This is a genomic window from Enterobacter sp. WP_7_1, assembly GCF_003688535.1.
Lineage (GTDB): Bacteria > Pseudomonadota > Gammaproteobacteria > Enterobacterales > Enterobacteriaceae > Enterobacter > Enterobacter asburiae.
On the sequence record NZ_REFK01000002.1, the window covers coordinates 77,763 to 96,609 of the forward strand.

Genomic DNA, 18,847 nt, shown 5'->3' on the forward strand with positions numbered 1-18,847 from the left:
TTTGCCTGCTTCACGAAAGCCCGCGTTTATCGCGGGTTTTTTTTGCCCAATCATACAGCCGGTTTTCTCTGTGTGAAGTCAATCACTATTCACTTTTAACCAAGTTTAAATCTAAGAAAGTAGACAATTGTCGAATTTTCATCTTAAAGTCCAGGGTCCGGTACTAGACAAAACTAGCGCCTGGTTATCAAATGGTTAACTAACTTTTCGCCGCATGTAAAAAATCGGCCAGATACGTAACTGGCCGGCGTACCTGCTGGTGTTTACAAGCACGACGACATACCTTTCGGGAGAATTATGCAATCCACTGTTAATCAAAAAGAGAGCCGAACGTTCTTCGGCCATCCGTATCCGCTCGGTTCCCTGTTCTTCACCGAGATGTGGGAGCGTTTCTCGTTTTACGGCATTCGTCCGTTACTGATCCTGTTTATGGCCGCCACCGTCTATGACGGCGGGATGGGCCTGGCGCGTGAAAACGCCTCGGCGATTGTCGGTATCTTTGCCGGTACCATGTACCTGGCCGCGCTGCCGGGCGGCTGGCTGGCCGATAACTGGCTCGGTCAGCAGAGAGCCGTCTGGTACGGTTCGATCCTGATTGCGCTAGGACACCTGTCAATCGCGCTCTCTGCGGTAATGGGGAACAACCTGTTCTTTATCGGCCTGATGTTCATCGTGCTTGGCTCCGGGCTGTTTAAGACCTGTATCTCGGTGATGGTCGGCACCCTGTATAAAAAAGGTGACGCGCGTCGTGACGGCGGTTTCTCGCTGTTCTATATGGGCATCAATATGGGCTCGTTCATCGCGCCGTTGATTTCCGGCTGGCTGATCAAAACCCACGGCTGGCACTGGGGCTTTGGTATTGGCGGCATCGGGATGCTGGTGGCGCTGATTATCTTCCGCGTGTTTGCCGTTCCGGCAATGAAGCGCTATGACGGTGAAGTTGGCCTCGACTCCACCTGGAACAGTCCGGTGGTGAAGCGTAACGGCGTGGGCGTTTGGCTGCTGGCGCTGGCGGCAGGCGTGGCAACGATCGTGACGCTGATTGCGCAGGGCGTGATTGTGATTAACCCGGTCGCGGTAGCCAGCGTGCTGGTCTACGTGATTGCGGCGTCCGTTGCCCTCTACTTCATTTATCTGTTTGTTTTTGCGGGGCTGAACCGTAAAGAGCGCGCCAGGCTGCTGGTCTGCTTTATTCTGCTGATCTCCGCGGCGTTCTTCTGGTCCGCGTTTGAGCAGAAGCCAACCTCATTCAACCTGTTTGCCAACGACTACACTAACCGCATGATTGGTGATTTTGAAATCCCGGCGGTGTGGTTCCAGTCGATTAACGCCCTGTTCATCATCCTGCTGGCACCGGTGTTTAGCTGGGCATGGCCGAAGCTCGCGAGCAAAAACATTCGCCCGAGCAGCATCACCAAGTTTGTTATCGGTATTCTGTGTGCGGCGGCGGGCTTTGGCCTGATGATGCTGGCGGCACAGAACGTGCTGAGCAGCGGTGGGGCGGGCGTGTCGCCGTTCTGGCTGGTGGGCAGCATCCTGATGCTGACGCTCGGCGAACTGTGCCTGAGCCCGATTGGTCTGGCGACCATGACGCTGCTTGCGCCGGAAAGAATGCGCGGCCAGATGATGGGGCTGTGGTTCTGCGCCAGCGCGCTGGGTAACCTGGCGGCGGGCCTGATCGGCGGCCACGTGAAGGCCGATCAGCTGGATATGCTGCCGGATCTCTTTGCTCGCTGCTCCATCGCGCTGCTGATCTGTGCTGCGGTACTGATCGTCCTCATTGTTCCGGTGCGCCGCATGCTGGAAAATGCGCAGACTAAACCGGCAGCTAACGCCTCATAAACCTCGATCTTGCCGGGGCGGCGTTATGCCCCGGTAAAACCCAACAGGAGAGAATATGTCGATTACCTGCCCGGATTGCCAGGCACAGCTGGAGCCCCTGAACGGGGTGGCGCACTGCGACAGCTGTAATAAAGACATTGCGCTTGAAGCCCGCTGCCCGGATTGCCATCAGCCACTCCAGGTATTAAAGGCCTGCGGGGCGGTGGACTATTTCTGCCAGAACGGCCACGGCCTTATCTCTAAAAAACGCGTGGAGTTTGTTCGGGCCGAAGGTTAATCGCAGACGCAGCCTTCGCCTTTCTTCCACAGCTCGACCAGCGACTCGGGCGCTTCCTGCTCGGGCACCAGCACGATGATATCGGCGTAGTGCGCCTGATTTTGCCCGGTCCAGATAATCTGGATGCGGAAATAGCGCTGGTCGCCGCTGCCGGGTGAAGAGGCTTGCCCCGGCGGCTGGCCGCGTGGAAAAGCCTGCTCCAGGATGCTAACCAGGCGCTGGCGCTGGGCTTCATTGAGCGAGGAGAGCGCGATGGTGCGCTGTCCGCTCAGCTTGGGAATAAAAGCGACGCCGCCTTCCCGGGCCAGCTCAACCACGGCGTCATCCGTCAGTTCCGGAACCTGCATTTACAACACTCCCACCTGTTCCCAGGCTTGTTTAATGGCCGCAGCAGCGTCGCTGCCGGAGCGTTTCTCTCCGTGCGCGATCGTCAGTTTTGCGAAGGCCTCAAAATCCGCATCCTGCGCCAGTTTGCGATCGCAAACCGTGTCGTACCAGGCATAACCCGCTTTTTCCCAGGCGTAGCCGCCGATCGCCGTCGCGGCCAGATAAAATGCCCGGTTGGGGATGCCGGAGTTCAGGTGCACGCCGCCGTTATCCTCGCGCGTTTTAATGAAATCTTTCATGTGCGCAGGCTGAGGGTCTTTGCCAAGCAGAGGATCGTCATAGGCGGTGCCGGGTTCAGACATCGAGCGCAGCCCTTTGCCGTTGATCCCTTTCGCCAGCAGCCCTTCACCAATGAGCCAGTCAGCTTTATCGGCGGTTTGCTTCAGATGGTACTGTTTGACCAGCGAGCCAAACACGTCCGACAGAGACTCGTTCAGCGCGCCCGACTGTTCAAAATAGATAAGCCCGGCTTCGGTCTCGGTCACGCCGTGGCTCAGCTCGTGCGCCACCACGTCGATGGCGATGGTAAAGCGGTTAAATATTTCTCCGTCGCCGTCGCCAAATACCATCTGCTGTCCGTTCCAGAAGGCGTTCTGATATTCCCGGCCATAGTGAACGGTGCCGGTCAAAATAAGCCCTTTATTATCGAGCGAATCACGCTGATATTCTTTCCAGAAGAAATCATGGGTGATACCTAAATAGTTATAGGCTTCATCCACCGCGACATCGCCGTTCGACGGCTGGCCTTCGTAACGCACCTGGGTACCCGGCAGCTCCTGGGTCTGCTTCGCGTCGTAAATATCGCGCTCCAGCTGTCCGGCTTTATTCACGTGCGGCGCGGCGGGTTTGCCGGGCATGTGGGCCATCAGCGTCTGGACATGAGTTAACGTCTGACGGGCACAGCGCTGCTGCGGCTCGGAACCGCTTTCAATAATACGACGAAGAATATAAGGGGGAATAACGCTATGAAGATGGGGCATGCTGCTCTCCTTATTAAAAAAGGGAATAGCAGCAGTATAGTAAGTAACCGGCGAAGAATTATCCGGTTTTACGCTGACGCGTCTTTTTCACCGGTTTAATTGATTTCACTTCGCTTTCTACCCAGCCGTCTGAAAGACGCGTCGTTAGCACATCGCCGGTATTTACCTGTTTGGTCTGCTTCAGCACTTTTCCGTCCGTCGCCGTCGTCACGCTATAGCCGCGCGCCAGCGTGGAGAGGGGGCTGACCGCTTCAAGATGGGTCACCGCATTGCCAAAACGTTCGCGGGTGGTGCTCAGTCGGGCGCGGACAGTCTCCGCAAGACGATACTCCAGCTGCTGGATCCGCGTTTGCGCGCGATAAATTTTCGGCTGCGGGTTCTGCTGATTCAGGCGCTGGGTTACGCGCTGCTGGCGCGATACCGCGCGCTTGAGCTGCGCGTCCACCGCAACGCTCATGCGCTGACGCAGGCGCTCAAGCACGGTCTGCTGACGCGCCAGACGCAGCTGCGGGTGCTGCTGCTGAAGTCGATGATGAAGCTGGGTAAAGCGGCGGGTACGGTTGGCAATGAAGTAATCCATCGCCATCTCAAGGCGCTGCTGGCCGTTCTGAATCTGACGCAGCAGCTCCAGCTGGTTGCGGCTGACCACTTCCGCCGCCGCGGACGGGGTAGGTGCACGCAGATCCGCCACAAAATCGGCTATCGTCACGTCCGTTTCGTGGCCGACGGCGCTCACCACGGGGATAAGGCTTGCAAAGATTGCTCGCGCCACGCGCTCGTCGTTAAAGCTCCACAGGTCTTCCAGCGAACCCCCGCCGCGCCCGACGATTAATACGTCGCACTCCTGACGGGCGTTCGCCAGCTCAATGGCGCGAACTATCTGTCCCGGCGCATCGTCACCCTGAACAGCGGTCGGATAGATGGTGACGGGCAGGGAAGGGTCGCGACGCTTCAGCACGTGCAAAATATCGTGCAGTGCCGCACCGGTTTTCGAGGTGATGACCCCAACGCAGTGGGCGGGGGCGGGCAGCGTCTTTTTGTACTGCTGGTCGAACAGCCCTTCGGCAGAGAGCCTTGCTTTTAGCTGTTCATACTTCTGCTGCAGCAGGCCTTCACCCGCAGGCTGCATGCTCTCGACGATAATCTGATAATCGCCGCGCGGCTCATACAGGGTAATATTGGCGCGCACCAGAACCTGCTGGCCGTGCTGAGGGCGGAACGTCACGCGGCGGTTGCTGTTGCGGAACATCGCGCAGCGCACCTGGGCGGTGTCGTCTTTTAAGGTAAAGTACCAGTGACCGGAGGACGGCTGCGTGAAGTTAGAGATCTCACCGCTGATCCAGACCTGCCCCATTTCCTGCTCAAGCAGCAAACGCACCGTCTGATTAAGGCGGCTGACAGTATAAATTGAGGGGGATTGAGAGGATAACATGTGAGCGGGATCAAATTCTAAATCAGCAAGTTATTCAGTCGATAGTAACCTGCTGAGAGGGGAGCGCAAGCATTTTTTTTAAAAAAGTGTGGATGCAATCGGTTACGCTCTGTATAATGCCACGGCAATATTTAACCACCCAGGTCAGAGATATTGCCCATGCTACGTATCGCTAAAGAAGCACTGACGTTTGACGACGTCCTCCTCGTTCCCGCTCACTCCACCGTTCTGCCGAATACTGCCGATCTCAGCACGCAGTTGACGAAAACCATTCGCCTGAACATTCCTATGCTCTCTGCGGCAATGGACACCGTGACTGAAGCGCGCCTGGCTATCGCCCTGGCACAGGAAGGTGGCATTGGCTTTATTCACAAAAACATGTCTATCGAACGTCAGGCCGAAGAAGTTCGCCGCGTGAAGAAACATGAATCCGGCATCGTGTCTGACCCACAGACCGTTCTGCCAACTACCACGCTGCACGAAGTGAAGGCCCTGACCGAACGTAACGGCTTCGCCGGTTACCCGGTTGTGACCGAAGAGAACGAACTGGTCGGTATCATCACCGGTCGTGACGTGCGTTTCGTGACTGACCTGAACCAGCCTGTCAGCGTCTATATGACGCCAAAAGAGCGTCTGGTTACCGTTCGCGAAGGTGAAACCCGCGACGTGGTGCTGGCAAAAATGCACGAAAAACGCGTTGAAAAAGCGCTGGTTGTTGACAGCAGCTTCCACCTGCGCGGCATGATCACCGTTAAAGATTTCCAGAAAGCAGAACGTAAGCCTAACGCCTGTAAAGACGAGCATGGCCGTCTGCGCGTTGGCGCTGCGGTTGGCGCAGGTGCCGGTAACGAAGAGCGCGTTGACGCGCTGGTTGCTGCGGGCGTTGACGTCCTGCTGATTGACTCCTCTCACGGCCACTCCGAAGGCGTTCTGCAGCGTATTCGTGATACCCGTGCCAAATACCCTGACCTGCAGATCATTGGCGGCAACGTGGCCACTGGCGCAGGCGCTCGCGCGCTGGCTGACGCTGGCTGCAGCGCGGTGAAAGTGGGTATCGGTCCTGGCTCTATCTGTACTACCCGTATCGTCACCGGCGTGGGCGTTCCGCAGATCACCGCTGTGTCTGACGCAGTTGAAGCGCTGGAAGGCACCGGTATTCCGGTTATCGCTGACGGCGGTATCCGCTTCTCTGGCGACATCGCCAAAGCGATCGCCGCGGGTGCAGCTGCAGTAATGGTAGGCTCCATGCTGGCCGGTACCGAAGAATCTCCGGGTGAAATCGAACTCTACCAGGGCCGTTCTTACAAATCTTACCGCGGTATGGGCTCCCTGGGCGCGATGTCCAAAGGTTCCTCTGACCGTTACTTCCAGACCGATAACGCCGCAGACAAACTGGTGCCGGAAGGTATCGAAGGTCGCGTTGCCTATAAAGGCCGTCTGAAAGAGATCATTCACCAGCAGATGGGCGGCCTGCGCTCCTGTATGGGTCTGACCGGCTGTGGTACCATTGACCTGCTGCGTACTAAAGCGGAATTCGTACGCATCAGCGGTGCGGGTATCCAGGAAAGCCACGTTCACGACGTGACGATCACCAAAGAGTCCCCGAACTACCGTCTGGGCTCCTGATAAGTTTCCGCGCCCGGCTTCTGCCGGGCGCTCTGTTTTTGTTTCACTTGCCTCGGAATTAGCGTCAATGACGGAAAACATTCATAAACATCGCATTCTCATCCTGGACTTCGGTTCTCAGTACACTCAGCTGGTGGCGCGTCGCGTACGTGAACTGGGCGTTTACTGTGAGCTGTGGGCGTGGGATGTCACGGAAGCACAGATTCGCGAATTCAATCCAAGCGGCATCATCCTGTCCGGCGGCCCGGAAAGCACCACCGAAGAGAACAGCCCGCGCGCGCCGCAGTACGTGTTCGAAGCTGGCGTGCCGGTATTCGGCGTTTGCTACGGTATGCAGACCATGGCAATGCAGCTGGGCGGCCACGTCGAAGGCTCTAACGAGCGCGAGTTTGGCTACGCACAGGTAGAAGTCGTCACCGACAGCGCGCTGGTGCGCGGTATCGAAGACTCCCTGACCGCAGACGGTAAACCGCTGCTGGACGTGTGGATGAGCCACGGCGACAAAGTTACCGCCATCCCGTCTGACTTCGTGACCGTTGCCAGCACCGAAAGCTGCCCGTTTGCCATCATGGCGAACGAAGAAAAACGCTTCTACGGCGTGCAGTTCCACCCGGAAGTGACCCACACCCGTCAGGGTATGCGCATGCTGGAGCGCTTCGTGCGTGACATCTGCCAGTGTGAAGCCCTGTGGACCCCGGCTAAAATCATCGACGACGCCGTTGAGCGTATCCGCCAGCAGGTTGGCGATGACAAGGTGATCCTCGGCCTCTCCGGCGGCGTGGACTCCTCCGTGACCGCGATGCTGCTGCACCGCGCCATCGGTAAAAACCTGACCTGCGTCTTCGTGGACAATGGTCTGCTGCGTCTCAACGAAGCCCAGCAGGTTATGGACATGTTCGGCGACCACTTCGGTCTGAACATCGTTCACGTGGAAGGCGAGCAGCGCTTCCTGGACGCGCTGAAAGGCGAGAACGATCCGGAAGCGAAACGTAAGATCATCGGCCGCGTGTTCGTGGAAGTGTTCGACGAAGAAGCGCTGAAGCTGGAAGACGTGAAGTGGCTGGCGCAGGGCACCATCTATCCTGACGTGATCGAATCCGCGGCCTCTGCAACCGGTAAAGCACACGTCATCAAATCTCACCACAACGTGGGCGGTCTGCCGAAAGAGATGAAGATGGGCCTGGTTGAACCGCTGCGCGAGCTGTTCAAAGACGAAGTGCGTAAGATCGGTCTGGAACTGGGTCTGCCGTACGACATGCTCTACCGTCACCCGTTCCCGGGTCCGGGTCTGGGCGTGCGCGTGCTGGGCGAAGTGAAGAAAGAGTACTGCGACCTGCTGCGTCGCGCGGACGCGATCTTCATCGAAGAGCTGCACAAAGCTGACCTGTACAACAAGGTAAGCCAGGCGTTCACCGTGTTCCTGCCGGTTCGCTCCGTCGGCGTAATGGGCGATGGCCGTAAGTACGACTGGGTTGTTTCCCTGCGTGCGGTGGAAACCATCGACTTCATGACCGCGCACTGGGCGCACCTGCCGTATGACTTCTTAGGCCGCGTGTCTAACCGCATCATCAACGAAGTGAACGGTATTTCCCGAGTGGTGTATGACATCAGCGGTAAGCCACCGGCTACGATTGAGTGGGAATGATTTCCCGCTGAATTAACAACCAAACCCTCTGCCTGTGCAGGGGGTTTTTTTATTGCCTTACTTCCCCTCTCCCAACCGATACGCCAGCGCCACCACCAGCGACTGCACCAGGCACAGCGTCGCCGACTGTGACCGGAACGCATCCACCTGCGCCTCTTTCACCACAAAGCAGAGATCGCTGAACGTCGCCAGGGGGCTTATCTGGCTGTCCGTAATCACGATCTGCCGCGCGCCAACGCTGGCGGCGGTTTCGCTGACCATCACCGTCTCTTCCGCGTACGGCGAGAAGCTGATCGACACCACAATGTCGCGCGCCTTAATGCGGCTGATCTGCTCGCGCAGCATGCCGCCCATGCCGTCGAGCAGGATAGGGCGACACTCGAGGTGGCTCAGGGCGTAGGTCAGATACGCGGCGACGCTAAAGGAGCGGCGCAGTCCGGCAATATAGATGGTGTCGGCGTCGGCCAGCAGCTGCACCGCGCGCTCCAGCATATCCGGTTCGGCGCGGGCGGCCAGCTGCTGTAGCGCCTGCGCGTTCGAGCGGGCGAACTCTTGCAGGATATCGAGCGGCGTTTCCGGCACGGCCTCGCTTTCCATCTCGCGGAACAGCCGGGCGCGGTCGCTGTAGCTGGCGGTCTCCTCCACCAGGTTCATGCGAAACAGCTGTTTCATTTCGTTGAAGCCGGTGAAGTCAAAGGCGTTGGCAAAGCGGATCAGCGTCGAGGGCGGCACGTCGGCGCGCTCGGCAATGACGGCAACCGTATCAAAGGCCACGCTGTTGGTGTTGTCCAGCACATAGCGGGAGACCTGCTGCAGCCTCTTGCTGAGGCTATCGTAGCGATCGCGGATTTGCTGCTGCAGTTCGTTCAGGCTGGTTGCTGTCGTCATCTTATCCCCCAAATACAGTCTTATGATTCTAAACGCAAAACCGCGTCTTTTAAATGTCGGCCATCCATCTGGCAGCAAAAATGAAACAGAAACTTCAGTCATTTCCTCGCCCGAAATTCCTTAATAGCGCACGCGGTGTCAGTGTTGTTGCCTGTTAACATAAAAATCCATCCTTGATCACAATAATCATCATTTATTTTATTTCAACTTAAAATGGAATATTTGTTTCATATATAGTGTCCAGTACACAGTGTTCAGGTAACAGTCACGTATCAACAGCGAGAGGTTAAGGATGGAGACGGTAGCGAATTTTATTCACGGCGAATGTGTCACCGGTTCAGGCCAGCGCGTTCAGGCGATCTTCAACCCGGCCACCGGCGAGCAGATCCGCCAGGTGGTGATGAGTACGGCGCGGGAAACGGAGCAGGCGATTGCCGCCGCGCAGCAGGCGTTTCCGGCCTGGGCGCGCCATGCTCCGCTGAAGCGCGCGCGCGTGATGTTCCGCTTCAAGGCGCTGCTGGAGGAGAACATGGATCGCCTGGCCCGCATCATCAGCGAAGAGCACGGCAAGGTCTTCTCCGACGCGGTGGGCGAACTGACCCGCGGCCTGGAGGTGGTGGAGTTTGCCTGCGGCATTCCGCATCTGCAAAAGGGCGAACACTCGGCGAACGTCGGCACGGGCGTCGACAGCCACTCGCTGATGCAGCCGCTCGGGGTCTGCGCCGGGATCACGCCGTTTAACTTCCCGGCGATGGTGCCGATGTGGATGTTCCCGATTGCGCTGGCGACCGGCAACACCTTCGTGCTGAAGCCGTCGGAAAAAGATCCTTCTCTGGCGCTCGCGCTGGCGCAATTGCTGAAAGAGGCCGGCCTGCCGGACGGCGTGTTCAACGTGGTGCAGGGTGATAAAGAGTCCGTTGATGTGCTCCTGACCGACCCGCGCGTGCAGGCGGTGAGCTTTGTCGGCTCCACGCCGATTGCGGAATACATTTACCAGACCGCGTCCGCCCATGGTAAGCGCTGTCAGGCGCTGGGCGGCGCGAAAAACCACTGCATCCTGATGCCGGACGCCGACATGGGGATGGCGACCAACGCCATCATGGGCGCGGCCTACGGCGCGGCGGGGGAACGCTGCATGGCGCTCTCGGTGGTGCTGGCGGTGGGGGATAAAACCGCCGATGACCTCTGCGCCCGGCTGGAGAAACAGATTGCCGCGCTGCGCGTCGGGCCGGGCCTGGACCAGTCGCCGGAAAACGAAATGGGGCCGCTCATCTCCTCCGCGCATCGCAGCAAGGTGCTGGGCTACATCGACAGCGGGGAAGCGCAGGGAGCAAAACTGCGCGTGGACGGTCGCGGCTTCAGCGTGAAGGGCCACGAGCAGGGCTACTTCGTCGGGCCGACGCTGTTCGATAACGTCACTCCTGAGATGACCATCTATAAAGAAGAGATCTTCGGTCCGGTGCTTTCTGTGGTGCGCGTAGCAGATTACGCCAGCGCGGTGGATCTGATTAACCGCCATGAATATGGTAATGGCTCGGCGATCTTCACCCGCGACGGCGGCTGCGCGCGCCGCTTCTGCGAAGAGGTGCAGGCGGGCATGGTGGGGGTCAACGTGCCGATCCCGGTGCCGATGGCGTTCCACAGCTTCGGCGGCTGGAAGCGCTCGATTTTTGGCGCGCTCAACGTCCACGGCAACGACGGCGTGCGCTTTTACACCCGAATGAAAACCATCACCGCGCGCTGGCCGGAAATGCAGCAGGAGACAGGCGCTGCGTTCTCCATGCCGACGCTGGGCTGACAGGAGGTTTTATGCAAACCGAACGTATGACCATGGCCCAGGCGCTGGTCCGGTTCCTTAATCAACAGTACGTTAGCGTAGACGGCAACGAAACGCCCTTCGTGGAGGGCGTCGCCACCATATTTGGTCACGGCAACGTGCTCGGTATCGGCCAGGCGCTGGAGCAGGACCCCGGTCATCTGCACATCATGCAGGGCTGCAACGAGCAGGGTATCGCCCATATGGCGACGGGATTCGCCAAACAGCACCGCCGCCAGCGTATTTTTGCCGTCACCTCCTCCGTCGGACCGGGCGCCGCCAATATGGTCACGGCGGCGGCAACCGCCACCGCAAACCGTATCCCGCTTTTACTGCTGCCGGGCGATATCTATGCAAGCCGCCAGCCGGACCCGGTGCTGCAGCAGATCGAGCAGTATCACGATCTCAGCATCAGCACCAACGACTGCTTCCGTCCGGTCTCCCGCTACTGGGACCGCATCAACCGCCCCGAGCAGTTGATGAGCGCGATGCTAAGCGCGATGCGAACGCTTACTGACCCCGCCAATACCGGCGCGGTGACCATTTGTCTGCCGCAGGACGTGCAGGGGGAAGCCTGGGACTACCCGCTGAGCTTCTTCGCGCGTCGCGTGCACCACATCGAGCGCCGTCCGCCCGATCCGCAGCGTCTGGCGCAGGCGCGGGCGCTGATCGCCCGCAAGCGTCGCCCGCTGGTGGTGTGCGGCGGCGGCGTGCGCTATTCCGGCGCGCATGAGGCGTTTCGCGAGTTTGTCGAGACGCTGCGGCTGCCGTTTGCCGAAACCCAGGCCGGAAAGGGGGCGCTGGTAAGTGACCACCCACTTAACCTGGGCGGCGTAGGAGTAACGGGCGGAATGGCCGCCAACCAGCTCGCACCGCAGGCGGATTTAGTGATCGGCATCGGCACGCGCCTGACCGACTTTACTACCGGCTCCAAGGCGCTCTTTTCCCACCCGGACGTCGAATTCCTGCTGCTGAACGTGGCCGAGTTTGACGCCCTGAAGCTGGACGCCACCGCGCTGATTGCCGATGCCCAAACCGGGCTGCAGGCATTGACCCACGCGCTCGGGGGTTACCGCAGCGGCTGGGGAGAGGCGATCGCCGGGGCGAAGTCCGCCTGGCGCGACGAGTGCCGCCGCCTGTGGGACCGCCAGTGGCGTCCTGACGACGCGCCCGAAGTGGCGGGGCACCTGGATGCGCAGCTGGCGGAATACGGCGAGACGCTCAACACCCGCCTGACCCAGACGCGGGTGCTGGGGCTGATCAACCAGCATATTGAAGATAACGCCGTTGTGGTGGGCGCGGCCGGTTCGCTGCCGGGGGATTTACAGCGCCTCTGGCAGGTCAAAACGCCGGACAGCTATCACCTGGAGTACGGCTACTCCTGCATGGGCTACGAGATTGCGGCGGCCATCGGCGCGAAGCTCGCCAGACCCGAGCTGCCGGTGTACGCCATGGTGGGGGATGGCTCCTACATGATGCTGCACTCCGAGCTGCAAACCGCCGTGCAGGAGGGTATTAAGATCACCGTTCTGCTGTTTGATAACGCCAGCTTCGGCTGCATTAACAACCTGCAGATGGGGCACGGCATGGGCAGCTTTGGCACGGAAAACCGTCGGCGCAACCCGGAAACCGGGCGGCTTGACGGGCCGCTGGTGAAGGTCGACTTTGCGCAAAACGCGGAAAGCTACGGCTGCCGGGCGTGGCGGGTGAACGATGAGCAAAGCCTGCTGGCGGCGCTGGAGGCATCACGGGCACATCCGGGCCCGACGCTGCTGGACATCAAGGTGCTGCCGAAGACCATGACCCACGACTACGCCTCGTGGTGGCGAACCGGTGACGCGCAGGTGGCGGACTCTTCTGCCGTGCGTGAGGCCGCTGAGCAAACGCAGGCGCAGGTGAAAAAAGCCCGCCAGTATTGAGTTTTCTCTTCGTAACGAAATTTTCATTTCATTTTCCCCTCACCCTAACCCTCTCCCCAAAGGGGAGAGGGTATAGTTTGGTGCGCGCTTTTCTCCCTCGCCCCATTGGGGAGAGGACCGGGGTGAGGGGAGTTGCCGCACGTCCTTCCATGTTGTGAGATTGATAACAAAATTTATCTCATTCATCTCAAAAGTGTTAACCCACACTCAAAAACATAATTTTCACTATTTATAAAAATGAAATAAATGTTTTATTTATAGGGTCGTTAGTTCACAGCATTCACCAACACCGGGAGCCGTTATGTTTAACATTGCTTTACTGGGCGCTGGCCGAATTGGCCAGGTACATGCAGCTAACATCGCCAGCCACGGCGCGACCACGCTCTGGTCCGTGGTTGACCCGAATCAGGAATTTGCCACCCGTCTCGCCGCGCAGTATCAGGCCCGCCAGCAGAGCCTGAACGAGGCGATGACCGACCCTAACGTTCACGCCGTGCTGATTGCCTCCGCCACCGATACCCACGCGGATCTGATTGAAATGGCCGCCCGCCACGGCAAGGCCATCTTCTGCGAAAAGCCGGTACACCTTGACCTCGCCCGCGTGCGCGACTGCCTGAAGGTAGTCAAAGAGTACGACGTACCGCTGTTCATTGGCTTTAACCGCCGCTTTGACCCGCAGTTTCGCCGCGTGAAAACCGACGCCCAGGCCGGGCGCATCGGCAAACCGGAATCGCTGCTGATCATCTCTCGCGACCCGTCTCCGCCGCCTGCGGAGTACGTGCGCGTCTCCGGCGGCATGTTCCGCGATATGACCATTCATGACTTTGACATGGCCCGCTTCATCATGGGCGAAGAGCCGGTGTCGGTGTATGCCCAGGGCAGCAACCTGGTGGATCCGGCGATTGGCGAGGCGGGGGATATCGATACCGCGTTTATCGTTCTGAAATACGCCTCCGGCGCGATGGCGACCATCGTTAACAGCCGCCGTTCATCTTACGGCTACGACCAGCGCCTGGAGCTGCACGGCTCCGAAGGGCTGCTGTGCGCGGGCAACATTCTTGAAAACCAGGTGCAGCACTACGGCAAACAGGGCTGCACCAGCGCGCTGCCGGAACACTTCTTCCTGCAGCGCTACAAATCCGCTTACGCCGCGGAATGGGAACACTTTGTTGCGGTCCTGCGCGGCGAAGCGGTGCCTGACTGCAGCGGCGATGATGGTGAACGTGCGCTGTACCTTGCGGATAAAGCGCTGGAGTCACTGCGCAGCCAGCGCGAGATCGTCCTCTAAACACAACAACCCTACACAGAGAGACATAATAATGAAAAAACTGATCGTAGCCGCCCTCATCGCCATGACGTCCGGGGCCGCCCTCGCCGAAAACGAGCAAATTGTTTTCAGTACGCCAAACCTGGCCATGCCGTTTGAAGTTCACATGCAGCGCACGGCGGTGAAAGCCGCAAAAGAGATGGGCGTGAAGCTTCAGGTGCTGGACGGGCAGGGTAGCTCGCCGAAGCAGGTGGCTGACCTGGAAAACGCCATCACCCGCGGGGCGCAGGGCTTTATCGTCTCCCCGAACGACGTCAACGCGGTCTCCAGCGCGGTGGATGAAATTCAGGATGCAAAGCTGCCGATCGTCACCCTTGACCGCTCCGTCGACAGCCAGAAGAAAGTGCCGCACTTTGGCGCCAACAACTACAAGGGCGGCCAGGCGGTTGGCGACTTCGTTAAAACCAAATTCCCCAACGGCGCGGACATCATTCTCCTCACCGGTCAGCCGGGCTCCTCTTCCAATATTGAACGCACCAAAGGGATCCGCGACAGCCTGAAGGCGGGCGGGGATAAATACAAGATCGTCGCCGATCAGACCGGCAACTGGATGCGTTCTGAAGGGATGCGTATTGTTGAAAGCGTTCTGCCTTCGCTGCCGAAACGGCCGCAGGTGATCCTCTCCGCCAACGATGATATGGCGCTGGGCGCGATTGAAGCGCTGCAGAGCCAGGGCGTGAAGCCGGGCGAAATCCTCGTGACCGGGTTTGATGCGGTGCCGGAAGCGCTGGCCCGCGTGCGCGACGGCTGGCTGGCGGTAACGGCGGATCAGCGCCCGGGCTTTGCGGTGCAGACGGCGATGAGCCAGCTGGTGGCCAACGTGCGCGAGAAGAAAGCCATTACCGGGGCCGACTATCCGCCGACGCTGATCACCAAAGAGAACCTGCAGCAGGCTGAGCGTATCGGTGAGGCCGGTAATTAATATGTCCCGAGCCGCCTCTGGCGGCTCATCATGAGGAGGAGCAGACTGATGTCGCAACCCTTACTGAAAGTGACCGACCTGGCAAAAAGCTTTTCCGGCGTCTGGGCGCTGAGCAGCGCTCAGCTGACCGTCGGCAGCGGAGAAATTCACGCCCTGCTGGGGGAAAACGGGGCGGGAAAATCCACGCTGCTGAAGGCGCTCGCGGGCGCGCAGCCGCAAACGCGCGGGGATATCTGGTTCAACGGCGAAACGCTGCCGGTGGACGACTCCCCGGTGGCGCGCCAGAACAAGGGCATTATCACCATCTATCAGGAGTTCAACCTGCTGCCCAACATGACCGTCGCGGAAAACATGTTTCTCGGCCGCGAGCCGCGCAGGCGTAACCTGATCGTCGACGAAAGGGCGGTCAACCAGGAGGCGCAGGTCATTCTCGATTACCTCCAGCTGAACGTTGCGCCGACCACGCCTGTCGCCCGTCTGAGCGTGGCCCAGCAGCAGATGGTGGAGATCGCACGGGCGCTGACCCTCAACGCCCGGTTAATCATTATGGACGAACCTTCCGCCGCGCTGAGCGACAGCGAGGTGGAAAGCCTGCACCGCGTGGTGCGGGAGCTTAAAAACCGCGGCGTGAGCATTATTTACGTTACCCATCGTCTGCACGAAGTTTTCCAGCTCTGCGATCGTTTTACCGTTTTCCAGGACGGCCGCTTCACCGGCACCGGCGCGGTGGCGGAGACCAACGTCGAACAGCTGATCCGCCTGATGGTCGGACGCGACGTGGCCTTTAACCGTCGTCCCGCCAGCGAAACGCATCATGAAGACAAACCCGTCCGCCTGGCGGTGAAGGGGCTGAGCCGCGAAAAGCCGCCGCTGGATCCGCACGGCATTGCCCTGCACGACATCAGCTTCCACGTCCACGCCGGGGAAGTCTTAGGCATTGCCGGCCTGGTGGGCGCGGGACGTACCGAAGTGGCCCGCTGCCTGTTTGGCGCAGACGCGTTTACCTCCGGGAGCTTTGAGCTGGACGGCGTGCCGTACCAGCCGCGCGACCCGCTGTATGCCCTCGATCAGGGCGTGGCGCTGGTGCCGGAAGACCGCAAAAAAGAGGGGGCGGTGCTGGGGCTGTCGATTCGCGACAACCTGTCGCTCTCCTGCCTCTCCTCGCTGCTGCAGTGGCGCTGGTTCGTAAACACCCGCAAAGAAGACGATCTGATTGAGTCCTACCGCAAGGCGCTGCAGATCAAAATGGTCAACAGCGCGCAGGAGGTGCGCAAGCTCTCCGGCGGCAACCAGCAAAAAGTGATCCTCGCGCGCTGCATGGCGCTCAACCCGCGGGTGCTGATCGTCGATGAGCCGACGCGCGGCATCGACGTGGGGACCAAATCGGAAGTGCACCAGGTGCTGTTTGACATGGCGAAAAAGGGCGTGGCGGTGATCGTGATCTCCTCCGATCTGCCTGAGGTGATGGCGGTGTCCGACCGGATCATCACCCTCAGCGAAGGCCGGGTGACCGGCGAGATCCACGGCGACGACGCTAACGAAGAACGGCTGATGACGATGATGGCCATCAACCACAACGCCCTGAACGCGGCATAACGGAGTTTCTCATGACGCAGATGATTTCTAAAACGCAGGCCCCGGTAAAACGCGCCGGACGCATCGACCCCATCGCCTTCTTCGAGCGCTTCGGGGTGCTGATTTTCATGATCCTGCTGCTGATCTTCTTCCAGTCGCAGAACAGCAACTTTTTCTCTGAACGCAATATTTTCAACATCCTGACCGAAGTGTCTATCTACGGGATCATGGCCGTGGGGATGACCTTCGTCATTCTGACCGCCGGGATCGACCTCTCCGTGGGCTCCATTCTGGCGGTGTGCGCCATGACCGCGGCGTACGTGATCAAAGGCGACAACTTCACCACCGTCGATCCGAACGCCTGGGGCGGCATGAGCTGGCTGATCGGGCTGGGGATTTGTCTGGCCATGGGCACGGCGATTGGCTTCCTGCACGGCCTGGGCGTCACCCGCCTGCGCCTGCCGCCGTTCATCGTTACCCTCGGCGGCATGACCATCTGGCGCGGCCTGACGCTGGTGATTAACGACGGCGCGCCGATTGCCGGTTTCGACCCTGGCTACCGCTGGTGGGGACGCGGGGAGCTGCTCGGCATCTCCATTCCTATCTGGATCTTCGCCATCGTCGCCGTCGGCGGCTATCTGGCGCTGCATAAAACCCGCTGGGGCCGCTTCGTCTACGCCATCGGCGGCAACCCGGAGGCGGCGCGCCTGGCGGGGGTGAACGTCAAGCGCGTGCTGGTCAGCGTCTACGTGCTGATTGGCTGTCTGGCGGGGCTGGCGGGCTTCATCCTGAGCGCGCGTCTGGGGAGCGCCGAGGCGGTGGCCGGGATCTCCTTTGAGCTGCGCGTCATCGCCTCGGTGGTGATCGGCGGCACCTCGCTGATGGGCGGCTACGGGCGCATCGGCGGCACCATTATCGGCTCCATCATCATGGGCATTCTGATTAACGGCCTGGTGCTGATGAACGTCTCGGCCTACTACCAGCAGATTATCACCGGATTAATTATCGTTCTGGCGGTGGCATTCGATACCTATGCCAAAAGCCGTCGCGGCGCACTGTGAGGATCACGATGAAAGAGGTTCGTATTGGATTAATTGGCACCGGGTATATCGGCAAGGCGCACGCTATCGCCTATGCCCAGGCCCCGACGGTGTTCAACCTGCGCGGCAGGCTGGTGCGCGAGATGGTGGCGGAAGTCACGCCGGAGCTGGCGGCAGAGCGCGCGCGGGCGTTTGGCTTCAGCCGCTCCACGGGCGACTGGCGGGAGCTGGTGGCCGACCCGGCCATTGACGTGGTGGATATTTGCTCACCCAACCACCTGCATAAGGAGATGGCGCTGGAGGCGATCCGCCACGGCAAGCACGTCTACTCGGAGAAGCCGCTGGCGCTTAACGCCCACGACGCGCGCGAGATGGTCGACGCCGCGAAGCGGGCCGGGGTGAAAACGCTGGTGGGGTTCAACTACATGAAGAACCCGACGGCGCAACTGGCGAAGGAGATTATCGCGCGCGGCGAGATTGGCGAGGTGATCCACTTCTACGGCACCCACAACGAAGACTATATGGCCGACCCGCTGTCGCCCATTCACTGGCACTGCTTTAAAGAGACCGCCGGGCTGGGGGCGCTGGGCGACCTCGCGGCGCACATCGTCAATATGGCCCAGTACCTGGTCGGGGAGATCGAGCAGGTCTGCGGCGACCTGAAGATCGTGGTCCCGGAGCGCCCGGCGAAGGCCGGATCGTCAGAGATGATTGCCGTTGAAAACGAGGATCAGGCCCACGCGATGGTGCGCTTCGCGGGCGGGGCGCAAGGGGTTATTGAAACCTCCCGCGTTGCCTGCGGCCGCAAGATGGGGCTCTCGTACGTCATCACCGGGACGAAAGGCGCCATCAGCTTCACCCAGGAGCGCATGGCTGAGCTGAAGCTCTATCTGCATGACGATCCGGTGAACCGTCAGGGGTTCCGCACGCTGCTCGTTGGCCCGGCGCACCCGGACTACGCCGCGTTCTGCATGGGCGCGGGCCACGGGATTGGCTTTAACGATCAAAAAACGGTGGAGGTGCGCGACCTGGTGGACGGGATTGCCGCCGACGCGCCGATGTGGCCGGACTTCGAAGAGGGCTGGAAGGTGTCGCGCGTGCTGGACGCGATTGCACTCTCGCACCGGGAAGGCCGCTGGCTGAACGTGAACGACATTGTCTGATGAGGTAT

Annotated in this window: 15 protein-coding genes; 11 read left to right on the forward strand and 4 right to left on the reverse strand. The window is 59.9% G+C overall.

The window, feature by feature from the left end; genetic code table 11:
* Positions 1-297 precede the first annotated feature (297 nt).
* Both BJ885_RS09755 and BJ885_RS09760 read left to right on the forward strand, forming a co-directional pair.
* Positions 298-1,842 carry a peptide MFS transporter gene (locus BJ885_RS09755; RefSeq protein ID WP_029741661.1) on the forward strand — a complete coding sequence of 515 codons (1,545 nt, stop codon included), beginning with the start codon at positions 298-300 and terminating at the stop codon, positions 1,840-1,842.
* A 55-nt stretch (positions 1,843-1,897) separates the two neighbouring features.
* Complete coding sequence (locus BJ885_RS09760) at positions 1,898-2,119, forward strand: zinc ribbon domain-containing protein (RefSeq protein WP_121931830.1); 222 nt, start codon at positions 1,898-1,900, stop codon at positions 2,117-2,119.
* On the opposite strand, the gene BJ885_RS09765 is transcribed toward BJ885_RS09760, so the two are convergent.
* Genes BJ885_RS09765 through xseA form a run of 3 tightly spaced genes read right to left on the reverse strand, consistent with a single transcriptional unit; the run spans position 2,116 to position 4,918 of the window.
* Entirely contained in the window at positions 2,116-2,466 is a 351-nt protein-coding gene (locus tag BJ885_RS09765) for a protealysin inhibitor emfourin (RefSeq protein WP_024908659.1), read from the reverse strand. The genes BJ885_RS09760 and BJ885_RS09765 overlap by 4 nt on opposite strands.
* Positions 2,467-3,486 carry a M4 family metallopeptidase gene (locus tag BJ885_RS09770; RefSeq protein WP_029741664.1) on the reverse strand — a complete coding sequence of 340 codons (1,020 nt, stop codon included), beginning with the start codon at positions 3,484-3,486 and terminating at the stop codon, positions 2,467-2,469.
* A gap of 58 nt (positions 3,487-3,544) precedes the next feature.
* A complete protein-coding gene (xseA, locus tag BJ885_RS09775) occupies positions 3,545-4,918 on the reverse strand; it encodes an exodeoxyribonuclease VII large subunit (protein WP_121931831.1) in 1,374 nt (457 codons plus the stop codon).
* Between the two features lie 159 nt (positions 4,919-5,077).
* Between xseA and guaB the strand changes: the two genes are divergently transcribed.
* Positions 5,078-6,544 carry an IMP dehydrogenase gene (gene guaB, locus BJ885_RS09780; RefSeq protein WP_023333022.1) on the forward strand — a complete coding sequence of 489 codons (1,467 nt, stop codon included), beginning with the start codon at positions 5,078-5,080 and terminating at the stop codon, positions 6,542-6,544.
* A gap of 67 nt (positions 6,545-6,611) precedes the next feature.
* Positions 6,612-8,189, forward strand: coding sequence for a glutamine-hydrolyzing GMP synthase (guaA, locus tag BJ885_RS09785; RefSeq protein ID WP_006811514.1), 1,578 nt, complete (start codon positions 6,612-6,614; stop codon positions 8,187-8,189).
* Positions 8,190-8,246: 57 nt separating this feature from the next.
* Here the strand turns inward: guaA and BJ885_RS09790 are convergent, their stop codons facing one another.
* On the reverse strand, positions 8,247-9,077 hold the full coding sequence (locus tag BJ885_RS09790; RefSeq protein ID WP_121931832.1) for a MurR/RpiR family transcriptional regulator: 831 nt from the start codon (positions 9,075-9,077) through the stop codon (positions 8,247-8,249).
* 292 nt (positions 9,078-9,369) lie between these two features.
* Between BJ885_RS09790 and BJ885_RS09795 the strand changes: the two genes are divergently transcribed.
* From BJ885_RS09795 to BJ885_RS09825, 7 genes are all read left to right on the forward strand, one after another.
* Complete coding sequence (locus BJ885_RS09795) at positions 9,370-10,875, forward strand: CoA-acylating methylmalonate-semialdehyde dehydrogenase (protein ID WP_121931833.1); 1,506 nt, start codon at positions 9,370-9,372, stop codon at positions 10,873-10,875.
* Positions 10,876-10,886: 11 nt separating this feature from the next.
* Positions 10,887-12,812, forward strand: a complete 1,926-nt coding sequence (iolD, locus tag BJ885_RS09800; RefSeq protein WP_121931834.1) for a 3D-(3,5/4)-trihydroxycyclohexane-1,2-dione acylhydrolase (decyclizing) — start codon at positions 10,887-10,889, stop codon at positions 12,810-12,812.
* Between the two features lie 301 nt (positions 12,813-13,113).
* The gene (gene iolG, locus BJ885_RS09805; protein WP_038417345.1) at positions 13,114-14,100 is read left to right on the forward strand and encodes an inositol 2-dehydrogenase; all 987 of its coding nucleotides are present in this window, start codon (positions 13,114-13,116) and stop codon (positions 14,098-14,100) included.
* 31 nt (positions 14,101-14,131) lie between these two features.
* A complete protein-coding gene (locus BJ885_RS09810; protein WP_023333011.1) occupies positions 14,132-15,061 on the forward strand; it encodes a sugar ABC transporter substrate-binding protein in 930 nt (309 codons plus the stop codon).
* A gap of 48 nt (positions 15,062-15,109) precedes the next feature.
* The gene (locus tag BJ885_RS09815) at positions 15,110-16,657 is read left to right on the forward strand and encodes a sugar ABC transporter ATP-binding protein (protein ID WP_047060733.1); all 1,548 of its coding nucleotides are present in this window, start codon (positions 15,110-15,112) and stop codon (positions 16,655-16,657) included.
* 11 nt (positions 16,658-16,668) lie between these two features.
* A complete protein-coding gene (locus tag BJ885_RS09820) occupies positions 16,669-17,697 on the forward strand; it encodes an ABC transporter permease (RefSeq protein WP_028014045.1) in 1,029 nt (342 codons plus the stop codon).
* 8 nt (positions 17,698-17,705) lie between these two features.
* Positions 17,706-18,839 carry a Gfo/Idh/MocA family protein gene (locus tag BJ885_RS09825; protein WP_121931835.1) on the forward strand — a complete coding sequence of 378 codons (1,134 nt, stop codon included), beginning with the start codon at positions 17,706-17,708 and terminating at the stop codon, positions 18,837-18,839.
* Positions 18,840-18,847 lie beyond the last annotated feature (8 nt).

Coding starts and splice junctions, on each gene's coding strand:
- guaB (WP_023333022.1), top strand. CDS start 5,078: ATGCTACGTATCGCTAAAGAAGCACTGACGTTTGACGACGTCCTCCTC.
- BJ885_RS09820 (WP_028014045.1), top strand. CDS start 16,669: ATGACGCAGATGATTTCTAAAACGCAGGCCCCGGTAAAACGCGCCGGA.
- BJ885_RS09770 (WP_029741664.1), bottom strand. CDS start 3,486: ATGCCCCATCTTCATAGCGTTATTCCCCCTTATATTCTTCGTCGTATT.
- iolD (WP_121931834.1), top strand. CDS start 10,887: ATGCAAACCGAACGTATGACCATGGCCCAGGCGCTGGTCCGGTTCCTT.
- BJ885_RS09810 (WP_023333011.1), top strand. CDS start 14,132: ATGAAAAAACTGATCGTAGCCGCCCTCATCGCCATGACGTCCGGGGCC.
- BJ885_RS09760 (WP_121931830.1), top strand. CDS start 1,898: ATGTCGATTACCTGCCCGGATTGCCAGGCACAGCTGGAGCCCCTGAAC.
- iolG (WP_038417345.1), top strand. CDS start 13,114: ATGTTTAACATTGCTTTACTGGGCGCTGGCCGAATTGGCCAGGTACAT.
- BJ885_RS09755 (WP_029741661.1), top strand. CDS start 298: ATGCAATCCACTGTTAATCAAAAAGAGAGCCGAACGTTCTTCGGCCAT.
- BJ885_RS09795 (WP_121931833.1), top strand. CDS start 9,370: ATGGAGACGGTAGCGAATTTTATTCACGGCGAATGTGTCACCGGTTCA.
- xseA (WP_121931831.1), bottom strand. CDS start 4,918: ATGTTATCCTCTCAATCCCCCTCAATTTATACTGTCAGCCGCCTTAAT.
- BJ885_RS09825 (WP_121931835.1), top strand. CDS start 17,706: ATGAAAGAGGTTCGTATTGGATTAATTGGCACCGGGTATATCGGCAAG.
- BJ885_RS09765 (WP_024908659.1), bottom strand. CDS start 2,466: ATGCAGGTTCCGGAACTGACGGATGACGCCGTGGTTGAGCTGGCCCGG.
- BJ885_RS09815 (WP_047060733.1), top strand. CDS start 15,110: ATGTCGCAACCCTTACTGAAAGTGACCGACCTGGCAAAAAGCTTTTCC.
- guaA (WP_006811514.1), top strand. CDS start 6,612: ATGACGGAAAACATTCATAAACATCGCATTCTCATCCTGGACTTCGGT.
- BJ885_RS09790 (WP_121931832.1), bottom strand. CDS start 9,077: ATGACGACAGCAACCAGCCTGAACGAACTGCAGCAGCAAATCCGCGAT.